The following is a 14,790-nucleotide window of genomic DNA, read 5'->3' as shown; positions in this document are numbered from 1 at the left end:
GCAGAATTGCAGTCGTTCCGCAAGGGCGAGGCGAGAGCACGCCAGGATTCCGCCCACCCGCTTCTGCCTAGCAATAGTACATACCAACCGCGCAGCGCCGTACCGTGCGCCGTGCTACGCCAGCCACGCTGAACTGCGTGAGCGGCCGCCCGATCCTGGCTTCGGCGGGCGACACAAGACCGCCAAAGCCGGGAAGCATAAGCTGCTCCGAGGCTCCGAGTCCGATTAATCCGGCGCTTGCGGTGAGCAGGATCATTCTGCGTTTCTTGGTCATGGTCATTGGGCCACCTTTTGGCAAGAACTGTGCTGGTAGTTCATCGATATCGACGAGATCCTTGAGGTCGATCTGCTTGGCATCGGCCGGGGCGTTGAAGGCGAAAATCGTCCGCGGGAACATCAGAACCGGTCTTCCAGTGGCTGAACTGGATGCTATATTGCGGACCCTGGTCGACCGCATTGGACGTGCGTCTCGCCGAAATATGCTTGCCGCTCTTGAGAATGTGCCGACGCTTGGATCAGCAAGAAAGCCGTCGAGGCCAGCAATCCGGTACGTCCCGTCCAACTGCGCATTGAAACTTCCTCATCTGAATTATGCCGATTTTGAGCGGCAATCACTTACCGCAGTGATTGAGCCTTCGCCTGAAGATCGAGCGAGCGGATGGAGAACCATCCGCTCGATTCGACTGTTTTCCCCTATTGCACCAGTTCGATCTCGCCCGGCTTCCAGGTCTTGTCGAACCATGACTCAAGCGGGCCATAGAGGCGAAGAAGAACGTTCCAGCCCTTGCCGGGAACTGTCTGGACCCAGTTGGCCTCATGGCCTTCCGGCGCTGTCGGGCCGAACCAGACATCGACGGAGGAGTCCGCGTTGATCACAATGTCTTTCTTGTCGCTGCCGATGCTGGGAAATTGCTGGTCCGTCTGCAGCATAGAACGCGTCTGATTGTCATACACAACGAACGACCAGAATTCCTTTGCCGGAATGTTTGGCGGCAGGTGCACCTTATAAGTCTTGCCGCCGTCGAACGGCTTGCGGTCCTTGTCGGTCGTGGCACCGGCGTATTGCGAACCGATGCCGACGCGCTTTATCGCCATGGCCGGCGTGATGCCCGTCGCATAGTAGTGGAACAGAACACGGGCATCCAGATAACGAACGCCGGGCTGCAGAAGAAACTCGTAGCTGCCGCCGACAAAGCCGGTGAACCAGGCACTGTCCGGATAATAGTAGGCGTCCTTCATGCGGGTCTTGAAGGTGATGGTGCGCGCCGTCGCATTGCCGACGGCGACGGCTTCAGTGAGGATCTTCTTCATCCGCTCGTCGGGTGCGAAGGGTTTGCCCTTTTCGATGCCGATGGCGGCGAGCTGTCCCAGCACTTCCGGGTGGTAGGCCTCGTTCGGCTCGTATTGGACGATGTTGTTCACTTCCTCGTAGAAATGAAAGTCATTGGCATGGATGGTGTTGTACTCCTTGCCAGAGGTATTGATGATCTTCATCGGCGGCGGGTTGCCGGCGTCCGAAAGAGGATACACCTTGGCGAACTTCTTGGTGTTTTCGATCGCGGTTGCAGTGCTGCCATTTTCGAGGAAGCCGCGCCAGAAGAACAGGTTTCCGTAAGTTGAGGTTCGAAACACGAAATAACCTTCGGGGACCTCGCCCTCGTAGCCCGGCGGTAAGAGCAGGTATTTTCCACCCTTGCCCTTGTCCGGACCGGCATTGCCGACATCGCCGACATACTCGAACCAGTGGTTGTCGATCATGCCCAGGATGTTGGGTGGTGTTTCGATGACCAGCGGACCGGCCTTGGTGTCCAGCCACATGAGATTGTAAATGCTTTCGGTGTTGCCGGTCAGGAACAACGAATGCGAGTCCATGAGGTTTTCAAAGATCAGGATAGTCTGGTTGTTGTCGGCGCCCTGGCTGGCGAGGCCAACCCGCATAGCTTCGACGGATGCACCGGGCATGGCGTCGAGAAAAGCATCGACGCCGCGCATGAAATCGAGATTGTCGTAGAGTTTCTCCGAAGTGGCGTCGTCCGGGAAGCCATCGAAAAAGTTCAGCTTGCCAAGCCTGGTGTCTAGACTCTCCGGCGTGACGATCGAATCCGGTATCGGCGTCGTCATTTTCATCTTCGGCGCCGTCTGGGCGGACGCGGTGCCCAGGCTTAAGAGTACCACCGCAGCGGTGGCGCAAATCAATCTCGTCGTGCGTATCATTGCTCTCTCCTCATCGACATCCGACGCCACGCGTCAGCCTGGTCGGGATAATTCATGGTCGGGATAATTATTGCGCCACGGTGATACCGGGCGGCTGCCAGGTGCCTTCGCCGACCGGCAGGATCGAAGGCGCTTCGCTCTTCGGCCAGTACAACCGCATGACGAGATAGACTGTGTCGTTGGGCGCAGGCAGCCAATTTGCCTCCTTGTCCGCGCCGGGGCTGTCTTTCTGGATATAGAGGGTGAGCGAGCCATCCTCGTTCTTCTTCATACCCGGCAACATCGGCGAGTTGATGAGGTAGCGACTGATCGGGTTCTTGATCAGGAGTTGGCTCTTGCCGTCATACATCGTCACCGACCAGAAGGAGTTCACCGGCGGGAGTTGCCCGGCGGGAAAGGTGATGGTGTAGTTGTGCTTGCTGGCGTCGAGTGTTTCGCCTGCCGTATTCGTGCGGGTAAAGGGATACATGGCTTCCACGGCGTCGTTCCCGTAGAGACCCGCCTTGGCACCGGCGGCGCGTTTTAGCCAATCACCCTTGTAGAAGTTTCGGTCGCCAAAGAATGAACCGACGCTCCAGCCGTTGATGATTTTGTTTCCGCTCGCCGCAAACTTGGCGACCTTCTCATCGCCATCCTTCATGCCAAGGCCGATCTCCAGCTTGTGAGCGATTGGAAGGTCCTTGAAATCGAATGATTTACCCGGGCCAACGCCAATACGTGCGAGCTTGGCACGAATGGCCTCATCCTCTTGCGTGGGCGGCACGAACTCGAGGGCGGCATCGAGATAGTCGAAGAAATTCTCTTTGATGCCCTGCGTTGTGGCCGGCAGGAAGTCGATCTTCGGCGCGGCAGGAGGCGCCGGCTGCTTCAGGAAGGCCGACAGCGGCTGCACGTTGTAGCCGGCCTGCACCTTTTCCACGTTCGGCATATCTTCGACGTTGATAAGCTGGGTCCGGAAGTTGGCGAACACGAACGGGGTGGTCGAGGAAAAGACCTGCTTGATGCCGGTGGGCTTCTCGCCTTTCCAGTCGGGTCCGACCACCAGATAGTCGCCCGACTCGGGCCCGGTGGCGCGCGTGCCGATGTAGCCAAAATTGTAGGTATTGCCGTCGATCAGTTGCACCGAATAGTAGCGCTCCTTCTCCACGGCCGGCACGGAGATCACCATCGGCTCGGCACGCAGATCCAGCCACAGTATTGAGTATGGCGTGTCGCTGTTCGGCGTGATGATTGCCGTGTCTTCGTAGGTCGCCACATGGTTCATGTTGTCAATCTTGTTGAATGGCGCCTTGAACTGGCTGGACTTCGGGTCGACGGCGAATTCATTCATCACGGCATAGTTCATCACGAGCGGCAGGCCGTAGATGAAGCCTTCCTCGGCGATGTCCTTGGCCTCGATGATGCCGGGGTAGCTCTGCGCCATCAGCAGGTTTGGCTTCGCAATCGCGGCGCCAGCCGCAATCGCCGCGGCTGAGCGAAGTAGATCTCGCTTTGTCAACATTTGCCGTACTCCTTTATCATTCGATGAGTTATCGAATTCGTGTGTTTCACAATTCTTTTCGTCAGTTCGCGCCGCGCCGGCAGGCGGGCCGGTGTTCTCATTTCTTCGGGAACAGAAGCGTAATCCCGGTGCGAAAGCCCCACCCGTCCGGGCCGCTGTCGGGGCTTTCAGCCCAGTAGCGGACGCCGGCGAAGAGGCTGATGGGCTGCTTGTCGACGACGACAAGCTTCGCGACCTGGAAGTTGACGGGAACGGACCATTCCTCCGCCTCCCAGTTGTAGGTGCTCTCCGTGTTCAGCGTGAACGTCCAGGCGTCCTTGGTCGTGTAGGAGACGAAGGGCTGCAGGAACGTCGAACTGATGTCGCCGCGATCGCTGTCGCCCGCGAACGACCAGACGTGGTTCGCCAATGCGCCGACCGTCCATCCGTGGCTCTGCTTCAGCACGACGGCGGTCGGGCCTGCGCCCCATTTGCCGCCGCCGAGCAGGTCGTCGGTCGCGGTAGGAAGCAGAAACACCGGGCCGACGCCCCAGACGATGCCGGATTCGGTCGGTTTTGACGGCGAGAAGAACAGGCTCTGCGTGATGTCGCCGAGGCCGGATTGCTCGCCCGACGGGCCGGCTATGTCGTTTTGCCAGATCACCGGCGCGATCGTGCGCGAGATCATGTTCCAGTCGGCATTCAGCGAGACGGGGATGACCGGCTGGATGTTGACATAGGCTTTCTCGCCGTCGTTCGGGCCGTAGCCGCTGTCGTAGTTGAACTGAAACGGCACGCTGATCAGCGAGGCGATCGGGTTCGACAGCTTCTTGGCGAGTTCCTGCGTGTCGTCCTGAGCAGATGCCGCGCCGCTGAACAACGCCGGAAACAGCCAGGCTGCAACTAGCCGAACCCGAGTGGTAGATCGAAGATCCATTGCCCCCTCCATATCGGTGCGAACTGACATCGGGTGTCACCGAACGCCCGGTGCTTGCCATGCTGCGCAGATATTAAATTCAACTGCTGGACCGGGGCTCCGCCGCCCTGAGTGCTAGCCAACCGTTGTTGGCGTAGAGTAGGGCAGCCCATACTCCACAGGGCAAGTCGCGGGGGTGTAACTTACGTGGGCAACTGTAGTCCGAACGGCAGCAATCGTCCTCTCAGGAGGATGCAACCTGACCATGTAAAGGTCGGCAACGGTGCATAGTGTTGAAAATTGGCGCTGCCCTTCACAGGTGACGACCAATGGGGCCTCATGATGCTTCTGGAAAGGGCCGGCGATACGTTTCCTACAAGATCACTTGTGCCATGCGGTTTTTACCATTGCGGCGACGCCAGGCGAACGGAGAAGAGCCTACATATGCTCTGCCAGATCGTGCTCACCGCGCGCCTCCGATCTTCGGAAGATATCGGGCCTTGGCCCGGCGATCACCTTCCCTGACCGCAGGATAGCGCATACAGCCAGCAGCGCCCTTTCCTCAGTCCGGCTGGCTCTGTCGTGGTCGCGGTTACTGCCATTTCGTGGATTGCCTTGCCGAACGCCGTGTACCCTGCCTTGTGCGCCTTTTATGGGCGTTCATGCCGACCGCGCTCGCTGCGGGATGTTCAGCAAATACCCGTCACCCACGTAACTTACATTCCGCTACCGCCTCCATACGATTATGCTACTGCGGTCCCGGGAGAACACGAATTGCGCCATGAGGATGGAAGACGAACCGCCTGATAGACGAAGAGCGGTCTCGGCTGCAGTGCGCCAGTTTAGGCTTTCGCCGCCTTTTGAAACAGTTTGGGGGCAGGGAGCAGCGGCGCTTCGGAAACTGCGTGCTGCGTGCCAAGGAGAGCGCAATGAATAGCCGTCCAAGATCGTTGTGGATTCGATCCCTCGCCACACGCGTTCTCTTATCGGTTGGTCTCGGAGGTTCTATTGCGACCGCCACAGCCCAAGACCCGAGCGCTGACGTAAGGATCGTTGGCGACCAGGTGCGAAGCCAGGGCTTTCCTTGCGACAATCCAAGCTCGGCTGAGCGTATCGAAGCGGAGTCCGCCCCCAATCACACTGTCTACCTGCTCAAGTGCGAGGGCGTGACTTACCGGGTGGTTCTGATTCCAGATCAAGCAGCTCAAGTGACCGAAGCTAAGTAAACCCGCCCCTAGCGGCGCGCTCCTGCATGGATCGGTACTGCCATCAAAGGCTGACTGTCTCGGTCCCGCCTGCAATTCCACCTGTAGGATACAGTTAGTTACGTTCCCTAAAGCAAAGCAATCGGCCAAGGTGACGCGTTCCTGCATGGATCGCTGCTTGGACGAATTTAAAAGCAACCAGGAGAAATGATCATGAACCTCAAGATGCTTTGCACGGGCGCGATGGCGCTTTCGATGATGACCGGCGCCGCACTTGCCGAGCACGGCGGCGCCCTCGATGAGCCGACGACAATGGCGCCCTTCTACACCGCTGCCGACATGAAGACCTTAAAATCGGAAGCCGACTTCAAGGACGCTTGGACGGGGTTGAAAGACGAGGATCGCGCCAAGATAACGCAGGAATGCGGCGGCATAGCCAGTGATGACCAGGGGCATGGCGCCTTCTGCACGATGGTTGGCCACCAGTAAACGCAGCCGGAAGTCGGAGATGGCGGGCAGCGTTGCCTGCCATTTTTCCATGACCGGATCTTTTCCCTCAGCGCTCATGAGATTACTGGCGGGGGCGTTCATTCGGGTGACATTGCGGCTAATTAAACGACGCTTTCAGATCGACCCCCAAAACTTCCGCTAAAGCGCCTATACTGGACACTCCCGAGCCTCTCTGGCCGCGCGTCCTCATGGATGGAGCGCTTGTTGGCATTCTGATTTACAACACGGCGGTATCAATTCTCCCCGTCTACGCGGGTGCAGTCCTAAAGATGACCGGCGTCATGCTTTGGTCCGCGGCTGGATTTCACGCGCTTCTTGCCGTCTGGAGTTGTCTGCTTCTACGTGGCGTTCCGAGCGAACTCCGCCGACAAATCGGTGACAACTGAGGGGTCCTTGAAAAAGGGCAACGTCACGTTGCTTGTGGCATATCGCGTGATATTGCTGCGATGCATGGTATTCCATCTGCGCATTGCTGAAAAGTCCGCGACTAAGTCAAGTAGGGCGCTTGCCGCGACCGCGCCCGGCGGGCCACGGTGCTCCGCGCCACCCAAGAAATACACCGCGCCCGGTGCCCAATTAGGCGTCGGGTGAAACAGAATGGCCAATTCTGTTTCACCCGCCAACCGCGCGTTCCGGACCCATGAAAGGAAAATGACTGGTCAGAGCGGGGTCACTGCGTGAGGCACTTGAGGCCCATTGCCATTGCCTTGTAAGTCCCCTTCAGATCGACGACAAAGGCCCCCTTGGTCTCCGGAAACACGATCATTTCATATTGCTTCGCTACGTCGCGCTTGAAATTCGGGTCGTCGGTCAAGATGTAGCCGCCAGAGTATCCGCCCTTGAGGTCGCCGCTCATGCTGGTAGCCACACCCTCGTAGAGACGGCCACCGATGGAGACGAAGATTTCCGACTTGGTCCCGTTCTGAAGGCCGATATCCTGCTTCGTGAACACGCCAAGATACCCGACCTCCTGATTTGCGGTAACGCCCATTTGCACCGAATTTGGGCCATTTGAGTGCACGATCAAGCAATCTCCGCGGGTTTGATTGGCATAGACGGTCCAGCCCTCGACGTCGTGCCCGTATCGGACAAGCACGTCGCTGGCCTTGGGAAGGGGGCTTTGATCTTGTGCGTAGGCTGCCATCGCAGACGAAAGTGCTACTGACGTTGCCGCGATGAGTGTCGTGAATTTTCGCATTGATATTCCCCTTGTGTGCAGGATTGTTTCTGGCTAAAGGCGCCCCATTTCGATTGCTCAGAGGCTGCTGTCCTCTTGCGGGGCGAGGCGATATTACGCGCTGTGAGTGACCTTGGCCGATCGGCTGACGTGAGGGAACGTAAATAACTGTAACCTACGGGCTAATACTGGCCAGCGCCTGCGGACCGTTCGGTCCTCGACGCCATCGACAAATGGCGGTTGGCACACATAGAACGCCGCTTAATCTCTTGCCATCCGACTATGTTCGTCAGAACGTCCGCAACGACGGCATGATGTCCGGTTTGACCCCGTTGCGGCCGTTCCTGAGAGATAGCCGGCGAACGACTATCAAGCGATAGCCATTGCCCTTTGGTCGGATATCGGTTTTGGCACGGCCCGAATTCCGTTCTCTCGGAATGCGTTGTGGACCGCCTTCAGTGCCGCCCGGTGGATCGCGGATTGCTTGCCCGGTTTCGCCGTAAACTTTGCCTGAATGACCATGCCGGGAAGGGGAAGCATCAACCTGATGACCGAGATTGCCAGCCAAGCGGCGGCGCGCGGAGACGATGCAGGCGCCATTGAATGATATCGGAGGATACTTGACGCTGACGGTTCCCAGCGTAACGCGCTCGCCGGGCTTGGAGTTTCGGCGTTGCGGCTCGGAGACTATGACCTGGCAATTGAAGTCACGGCAAAGCTGCTCAGCCATGAACCCGCCAACGCTCAGGCCTATGCGGTCATCGCCATCGCTTACTACGCAAAAGGCGACTATGATCGGGCAAAGGAGAACGCCGCCAAGGCCCGTGACATAGACCCTTCCATCCGCTGGGCGGATGAAGTCGACCGGCATGCTAGGCGGCCGAGCTGACTGACGGGGAGGCCAGCGGGCTACTCGAGGGACGAAATCGCGAGATCCAGCTCGCCAAGCATGCCTCAAAGCATGAAAGAAAGTGGAGCTTTGGTGATAATGTGGCTCGAAGGATTGGTTGTTATTTGGGAGCCTGCTCGGTGACTGGGTAGATCAGTCGAGATCGGATTTTCGCGGAGGGCAGCATGAGAGCGATCGAGATATCCCGGAAGTTTTTGGCGGTGTGCGTCATGGCCGCGCTGGCATTGGTGTGGTTGGCGGCAATGGGCAGCGCCTCGATGGCGCAGGCGCAGCAAACTTCGACCATGCCGGTGGCGGATGAAAAATTTCAGGCGTTCATCAAGATGCTTGATGATCCCGACATCCGCGCGCGGCTGGACGCCATGGCAGTGCCCCCTGCGGACAAACCAGGTGCGCCAGCCGCCTCGCAGATGGCGGTCTGGGACAGCCTCATTCGCAGCCATCTCGTTGCGTTGCGTAACGCGGTTCCGCGCATCCCGGGCGAGGCCGCAAACGCCGTCCGAATTGTGAGGTCAGAAATCAACAACCGTGGATTCGCCACCATACTTGTTCTCTTCGCAGCCTTGCTGGCGCTTGGCTTCGGAGCGGAGTGGCTATTCAAGCGTGCGGTGGGCGGAGTGAAGCAGCCTGGCTCGGGCCAGGCAGCCGATGCAAGCGCCGCACGCGAGGCCAATCGTGCCGCCCGATTACTCGCGGAACTGGCGCCGCTCGTCGTGTTTTCCCTCGTAAGCGCTGGGGTTTTCCTGGCCTTCGATTGGCCCGCCTTGCTGCGCGTTGTCATCCTGACCTATCTGGTCGCATTCATCGTCGCGCGGGTGGTGATGGCCATCGGCAGGATCCTGCTTGCACCGAATGGCAGCGCCATTCCGGCGGGACAGGAGAAACCGCTCCGGCTTGTTCCGGCGAGCGATGCCGAAGCCCATTTCTGGTATCGCCGGCTGGCCGTTTTCACCGGCTATCTGATGGCCGGATGGGCGACCGTCAGCCTGCTTCCGCACCTGGGCTTTTCGCCGGATGCAACGCGTTTGATCGCCTATCTGCTGGGCATCGGGCTTCTGGTCCTCGCCGTCGAGATGGTCTGGCGGCGTCCAGGCGGCCCAGCGACCACACAGCGCATAAGCACGAGGGAATGGCTCCTTACCATCTACCTGGTTCTCCTCTGGGGGCTCTGGGTCGCCGATCTCAACGGCGCGCTATGGCTCGGCATCTATGCCTTGCTATTGTCAAAGGCGTTGACCATCGCCGGCCATGTGGCAGAGGCGCTGGTGGTCCGGCCGGACAATGCCACCTCGGCGAATTCCGTTCGCACAGTGCTGATCAACCGCGGCGTTCGCGCGCTGGTGATCCTGCTCGCGGTGCTGTGGCTGAGCCTGGTCTGGCGCCTGGACCCAGGTGCAATGGCAGAAGGTAATACCACGATAAACCGCATCGGGCGCGGCCTGTTCCACGGTGTCCTGATCTTGCTGGTTGCCGATCTCATCTGGCAACTGGCGAAAGCCTATATCGGCCGGACGCTGGAACTGGCCGCGGTCGACGACACGGTCAGCGCTGAAGAGGCGGCACGCCGGAGCCGGCTCAGGACCTTGCTGCCGATCTTCCGCAACATGCTGGCTGTGCTGCTTGCTACTGTGGCCGTTCTCATGGTGCTTTCGGGGCTCGGCGTGCAGATCGCTCCGTTGATCGCCGGCGCGGGAATCTTCGGGGTTGCCATCGGCTTCGGCTCGCAGACCCTGGTCAAGGATGTGCTCAGCGGCGTCTTCTACATGCTCGACGATGCCTTCCGGGTCGGTGAGTACATCGAGAGCGGCAGCTACAAGGGAACCGTCGAATCCTTCAGCCTACGCTCGGTGAAGCTGCGCCATCATCGCGGCCCGGTGTTCACGGTTCCGTTCGGCGACCTTGGCGCGGTGCAGAACATGAGCCGCGACTGGGTGATCGACAAGTTCAGGATCCGGGTGTCGTTCGACACCGACATCAGGAAGGTGAAGAAGCTCTTGAAGGGTATCGGCGCGGAATTGCTTGCTGATCCTGAACTGGCACCGGAGATCATCGAGACGGTGAAGATGAAGGGCGTCGAGCAGTTCGGCGACTTCGGCATCGAGCTGAGCTTCGCCTTCATGACCAAGCCCGGTCACCAATTCGGCGTCAGGCGCAAGGCCTACACCATGATCCAGCAGGCGTTCGCAGAGAACGGCATCCATTTTGCCCAGCCCACGGTCCAGGTGGGAACCGATGAGAAGCAGGCGGCCATGGCTGCGGCTAATGTGATATCGCTTGCCCAGCAGAAAGCAGCCCAGACTGTACAGGGTGAATAGAAAGCGGCGATCATCGAGTCGGCGTCGAGAAGCAATGGTTGAAGCAACGACGTCGGTTGATCTGTTGACTCTTGTAAATGTGCGACTCTGGCGGACCGACCAAGATGTTCACGCACGGACCGCTCAGTGTGAAAAAAAAGTGCCGGATTTGGTGAAGAACACGCAGCAAGCGGTCTCGTTGCGGATTGCCCGTGCGCAGAACGTGGAGTTCTTCCTTGGCCCATTGAGGAAAGTCGAATCTTGCTTGCGCCGCGAAGCGCTACCTGTTGTCCATCTTCCTGTTATTGGGGGTCGCTGCCTCTGCCACCGCGCAGAACGCCGATCGGCTTCCATCTTGGCATGACGGCCAGGCCAAGCAGTCCATCGCCGCCTTCGTCGAACGCGTGACTGCGGAAGGTTCGGCGGATTTCGTGCCGATCGCCGAACGCATCGCCGTTTTCGACAACGACGGCGCGTTGTGGGCGGAGCAGCCGCTGTACTTTCAACTCCCGTTCGCACTCGATCGGGTCAAGGCAATGGCGCCGCAGCATCCGGAATGGAAGGACAAGGAGCCCTTTGCCTCGTTGCTCAAGGGCGACGTTAAGGCCGCACTCGCAGGCGGCGAGCCGGCGATCGTGGAGGTCGTCATGACCACCCATTCCGGCATGACAACGGAGGAATTCGACCAGATCGTTCGCGACTGGATTACCACCGCCAAACACCCCGAAGACCGGCCAGCTCTACACGCAGATGGTCTACCAGCCGATGCTGCAACTTCATTGACGACAAGGCGGGCAAGCCTGTCGGCATCCACCAGCACATCGGTCGCCGGCCAATCGCAGCGTTTGGCAATTCGGACGGCGACTTGCAGATGCTGCAATGGACATGCTCGGGACTTGGCCCGCACTTTTGCCTTTACGTGCACCACACCGACGGTGAGCGGGAATGGGCCTACGACCGGCAGTCCAGCATTGGCCGTCTGGACAAGGGTCTCGACGCCGCAGCCGTTTCTGGTTGGACGGTTGTCGATATGAAGAAGGATTGGAACCGGGTGTTCGCCTTCGAGCTTTGATCCTTATCGCGGCCTGAAGCGCTGCTGCATTGGAAGAGGAAGCGACACAAAGCCATGACAAGACTTGCCGACGCCGAACCAACGTCTGCGGGCTCTGGGCTCGCGCACCACGATCAGATGGTGTGGATTCCCGGCGGTACATTCCTCATGGGATCGGACAAGCACTATCCCGAAGAGGCTCCGGCGCATAGGGTGACAGTGGGCGGCTTCTGGATGGACGTCTGCACCGTCACCAACCGCGAGTTCGCTCGCTTCGTCGACGCAACTGGCTTCGCCACCTCGGCCGAACGTCCCGCAAATCCCGACGATTATCCCGGAGCGAAGCCGGACATGCTGGCGCCATCGTCCGTGGTGTTCAGCAAGGCCAAACAGCGCGTCGATCTTCGCGATCACTACAATTGGTGCGTCTATGTCCGTGGCGCCAATTGGCGCCATCCGCGCGGGCCGGCGAGTTCGATCAAGCGGCTGGCCGACCATCCGGTCGTGCATGTGAACTTTGAGGATGCCGAAGCCTACGCATCGTGGGCGGGCAAGGAATTGCCCACCGAGGCCGAGTGGGAATTCGCGGCGCGTGGCGGGCTCGACGCGGCCGAATTTGTCTGGGGCGATGAAATGGCGCCCGATGGCCGACACATGGCCAATACCTGGCAAGGCGAGTTCCCATGGCAGAATCTCTGCGAGGACGGCTACGAGGGGACGTCACCCGTCGCCTCCTTTGCCGCCAACGGCTACGGCCTCTACGACATGGCTGGCAATGTCTGGCAGTGGACCACGGACTGGTACCAGGAACACGGCAAGATCGACAGCCCGTGCTGCACGGTTGACAACCCCCGCGGTGCCAACCGGGAGGACAGCCTCGATCCACGGCAGCCGCAGATCAGAATCCCGCGCAAGGTGATGAAAGGCGGATCGCATCTTTGCGCGCCCAACTATTGCCGGCGCTACCGCCCCGCCGCGCGGATGGCGCAGCCGATCGATACGTCGACGTGCCATTTAGGTTTCCGCTGCATTGCACGCAGAACAATGGACCGACAATGATCCACTGAACGGCCGTGAAAGCCGTCTCGATCATGAGATAGTCAGGAACCGATGACATGAGGGTTTTGGCAGCAACGGCAAGCGTGGTGAAAATCCAGGACAGAATGCCACGATGCGGAGAGCGCACCCAGCAAGATCCGCGTGCACCTGCTTGTTGCTCTCATCTCGCTCCAAGTGTACCCTGACGATTGCGGACGGCGTTTAAAGCCATCCTTCTATGAGACACGAAGGGGGTAAACGGGACGTAAGACCGCGCTTTTGGCTGTAGCGCTTTCCAGTGGCGACTGTCAGGACCAGATAGACGGCCGTTACCGTCCATTGTGAACGGAGGTCCACTATGCCCAAGAAGGAGCAACTCGCTGCGGACACGGACAACGATACCTTTCTGTTCGTTAGCAGCACCAACACGAAGAGCGTCATGGCATACGACGGCGAGACCGGCGCCTTTCTGAAAAAGTTCGCCAACGGTGGCGGCCTCATCGAACCCGAAGGCATCGCCTTCGGTCCCGACGGCAACCTGTACGTCGCCAGCCGCAGCGATGAAGTGCTTCGTTACGACGGGGAGAAAGGCAACTTCCTTGATGTCTTCGCCAGCGGCCACGGCCTCGTCGACCCGGCCGGCATCGCATTTGGCGGACCAGACAACGACCTTTTCATCGCCGCGGGCCTCACCGACGACGGCCTCGGCAACCAGATCCTCCGCTTCGACGGCGACACCGGCGTCTTCGAGGCCGTCGTCGATCCTGCCAACGCGGCCGGGCTCGACGACCCGGAAGCGCTGGTCTTCGGACCGGATGGCCTGCTCTATGTTGCCAGCACTCCGGAATCAGGACCCGGCGAGGTCCTTCGCTACGACCCAGCGACGAACTCGTTCGTCGACAAGTTCGTCCCCAGTTCGGAGAGCAACATCTTGGATCCGACCGGCATGGTCTTCGGCCCCGACGGCGACTTGTTTCTCAGCAGCGCCGCGACGAGCGAGGTCATGCGCTACGACGGCACGACCGGCGACTTCGAAGGTGTCTTCATCACCGCCGGCAGCGGCGGCCTCAATGAGGCCGAGGGCATGGCGTTCAACTCGAACGGCAACCTCTTGGTCGCAAGCGAGCTGGGCCACTCGGTGCTGGAGTATGACGGCACCACCGGCGCATTCGTCGGCGAGTTCGTCGTTGCGGGCAGCGGCCACCTTTCGGAGCCGACATTCATCACCTTCGGACCCCCTGAATCGGACTTTTTCGTTTGAGGATTCCAGTGTCAAAAGATCGACCGTCCTAGAGTCGTTTGCAGGAATCGGAACCAGGCGAGCCCGCGGGCTTTGGCGACACGCCGTTGCGCACGCCTGAGGCCCTCTACGACAAGGGCCTTGGGCAGTTCATCCTGCCTTGCGACGCGGTTCGTCGGTCGCCCAACCCGGACGAGTTCCTCCTGGGTTTTCTTCAGGAAACCTATGAAGCGGCCGCCAATCTCGGGAAGTGGGATCGGCAAACGCTTGAGCGGCATTAGGTGTAGCCGGACCGGGCAAGGCGCAGCCCCCTGCGCAACGCGAATGACGAGGTCGACGTCGCCGGTGTGAGCGTCGGCACCTGTGCGCAAGCTAATAGGTCCGCCGTGGTCAGGTCTTGAATCTGATTGGCCGACAGGGAAGGCGTCGATCACGCGCAGCTTTTGCTGCAGTGCATGAGTCCGGAGCTGGCCCATCGCGTCGTCTTGCTGCGCCGCGGAATTTGGTCGGTATCGGGGCATAGCGGGCATCGATCAAGCACCAGTTATGAGTACGCGTCCTAGGACAGCAAGGCCGCGAAAGCGAGACGTATTAAGCAATTCCATGGGTGTTTTGCAGTTTTCATAACAGCAACTTGTTGATTCGGTTAGCTTTTCGATGACTCGGTCTGATTTTCACATTTTCTTACACATTCCTGGCATGTGTAAAAAATATCTAAACTAAATCAAGAACTTATAGATACACGCAGGGGACTT

General features: G+C 59.4%; 12 protein-coding genes and 1 pseudogene. 7 read left to right on the top strand and 6 right to left on the bottom strand.

What is annotated here, in order from left to right; translation table 11 throughout:
• Positions 1 to 67: 67 nt before the first annotated feature.
• The 5 genes from AC0NIE_RS31255 to AC0NIE_RS31235 all read right to left on the bottom strand — a co-directional run bounded on the left by AC0NIE_RS31255 (position 68) and on the right by AC0NIE_RS31235 (position 4,631).
• Positions 68 to 280 carry a hypothetical protein gene (locus AC0NIE_RS31255; protein ID WP_473489626.1) on the bottom strand — a complete coding sequence of 71 codons (213 nt, stop codon included), beginning with the start codon at positions 278 to 280 and terminating at the stop codon, positions 68 to 70.
• 34 nt (positions 281 to 314) lie between these two features.
• Positions 315 to 428 (bottom strand): hypothetical protein, encoded by a 114-nt coding sequence (locus AC0NIE_RS31250; RefSeq protein WP_473613759.1) that lies wholly within the window; start codon positions 426 to 428, stop codon positions 315 to 317.
• A 265-nt stretch (positions 429 to 693) separates the two neighbouring features.
• The gene (locus tag AC0NIE_RS31245; RefSeq protein ID WP_473489618.1) at positions 694 to 2,214 is read right to left on the bottom strand and encodes a DUF1254 domain-containing protein; all 1,521 of its coding nucleotides are present in this window, start codon (positions 2,212 to 2,214) and stop codon (positions 694 to 696) included.
• Between the two features lie 67 nt (positions 2,215 to 2,281).
• On the bottom strand, positions 2,282 to 3,715 hold the full coding sequence (locus AC0NIE_RS31240; RefSeq protein ID WP_473489628.1) for a DUF1254 domain-containing protein: 1,434 nt from the start codon (positions 3,713 to 3,715) through the stop codon (positions 2,282 to 2,284).
• A 97-nt stretch (positions 3,716 to 3,812) separates the two neighbouring features.
• Positions 3,813 to 4,631 (bottom strand): transporter, encoded by an 819-nt coding sequence (locus tag AC0NIE_RS31235; RefSeq protein ID WP_473489619.1) that lies wholly within the window; start codon positions 4,629 to 4,631, stop codon positions 3,813 to 3,815.
• 1,397 nt (positions 4,632 to 6,028) lie between these two features.
• Here AC0NIE_RS31235 and AC0NIE_RS31230 point away from each other — a divergent pair.
• Entirely contained in the window at positions 6,029 to 6,304 is a 276-nt protein-coding gene (locus tag AC0NIE_RS31230) for a hypothetical protein (RefSeq protein ID WP_473489620.1), read from the top strand.
• A gap of 691 nt (positions 6,305 to 6,995) precedes the next feature.
• Here AC0NIE_RS31230 and AC0NIE_RS31225 read toward each other — a convergent pair.
• Complete coding sequence (locus tag AC0NIE_RS31225) at positions 6,996 to 7,523, bottom strand: hypothetical protein (protein WP_473489621.1); 528 nt, start codon at positions 7,521 to 7,523, stop codon at positions 6,996 to 6,998.
• Positions 7,524 to 8,118: 595 nt separating this feature from the next.
• Here AC0NIE_RS31225 and AC0NIE_RS31220 point away from each other — a divergent pair.
• The 6 genes and pseudogenes from AC0NIE_RS31220 to AC0NIE_RS31195 all read left to right on the top strand — a co-directional run bounded on the left by AC0NIE_RS31220 (position 8,119) and on the right by AC0NIE_RS31195 (position 14,316).
• Positions 8,119 to 8,391, top strand: coding sequence for a tetratricopeptide repeat protein (locus AC0NIE_RS31220; protein ID WP_473489629.1), 273 nt, complete (start codon positions 8,119 to 8,121; stop codon positions 8,389 to 8,391).
• 185 nt (positions 8,392 to 8,576) lie between these two features.
• Entirely contained in the window at positions 8,577 to 10,727 is a 2,151-nt protein-coding gene (locus tag AC0NIE_RS31215; RefSeq protein WP_473489622.1) for a mechanosensitive ion channel family protein, read from the top strand.
• Between the two features lie 263 nt (positions 10,728 to 10,990).
• Positions 10,991 to 11,778 (top strand): annotated as a pseudogene (locus AC0NIE_RS31210) (HAD family hydrolase).
• A 54-nt stretch (positions 11,779 to 11,832) separates the two neighbouring features.
• Positions 11,833 to 12,816: a formylglycine-generating enzyme family protein gene (locus tag AC0NIE_RS31205; protein WP_473489623.1), complete on the top strand. Its 984-nt coding sequence runs from the start codon at positions 11,833 to 11,835 to the stop codon at positions 12,814 to 12,816.
• A gap of 337 nt (positions 12,817 to 13,153) precedes the next feature.
• Positions 13,154 to 14,056, top strand: coding sequence for a Vgb family protein (locus AC0NIE_RS31200; protein WP_473489624.1), 903 nt, complete (start codon positions 13,154 to 13,156; stop codon positions 14,054 to 14,056).
• 38 nt (positions 14,057 to 14,094) lie between these two features.
• Entirely contained in the window at positions 14,095 to 14,316 is a 222-nt protein-coding gene (locus tag AC0NIE_RS31195; RefSeq protein ID WP_258116552.1) for a DUF5996 family protein, read from the top strand.
• Positions 14,317 to 14,790: the final 474 nt, after the last annotated feature.

Source organism: Mesorhizobium sp. WSM4842, assembly GCF_055901575.1.
The sequence above is the reverse complement of the archived record's forward strand: the minus strand, read 5'-3'. Positions and strand labels throughout refer to the sequence as shown.

Bases quoted from the DNA above. Each gene is read 5' to 3' on its own strand.
- AC0NIE_RS31255 (WP_473489626.1), bottom strand. From the start codon at position 280: ATGACCATGACCAAGAAACGCAGAATGATCCTGCTCACCGCAAGCGCC.
- AC0NIE_RS31245 (WP_473489618.1), bottom strand. From the start codon at position 2,214: ATGATACGCACGACGAGATTGATTTGCGCCACCGCTGCGGTGGTACTC.
- AC0NIE_RS31240 (WP_473489628.1), bottom strand. From the start codon at position 3,715: ATGTTGACAAAGCGAGATCTACTTCGCTCAGCCGCGGCGATTGCGGCT.
- AC0NIE_RS31235 (WP_473489619.1), bottom strand. From the start codon at position 4,631: ATGGATCTTCGATCTACCACTCGGGTTCGGCTAGTTGCAGCCTGGCTG.
- AC0NIE_RS31230 (WP_473489620.1), top strand. From the start codon at position 6,029: ATGAACCTCAAGATGCTTTGCACGGGCGCGATGGCGCTTTCGATGATG.
- AC0NIE_RS31225 (WP_473489621.1), bottom strand. From the start codon at position 7,523: ATGCGAAAATTCACGACACTCATCGCGGCAACGTCAGTAGCACTTTCG.
- AC0NIE_RS31215 (WP_473489622.1), top strand. From the start codon at position 8,577: ATGAGAGCGATCGAGATATCCCGGAAGTTTTTGGCGGTGTGCGTCATG.
- AC0NIE_RS31205 (WP_473489623.1), top strand. From the start codon at position 11,833: ATGACAAGACTTGCCGACGCCGAACCAACGTCTGCGGGCTCTGGGCTC.
- AC0NIE_RS31200 (WP_473489624.1), top strand. From the start codon at position 13,154: ATGCCCAAGAAGGAGCAACTCGCTGCGGACACGGACAACGATACCTTT.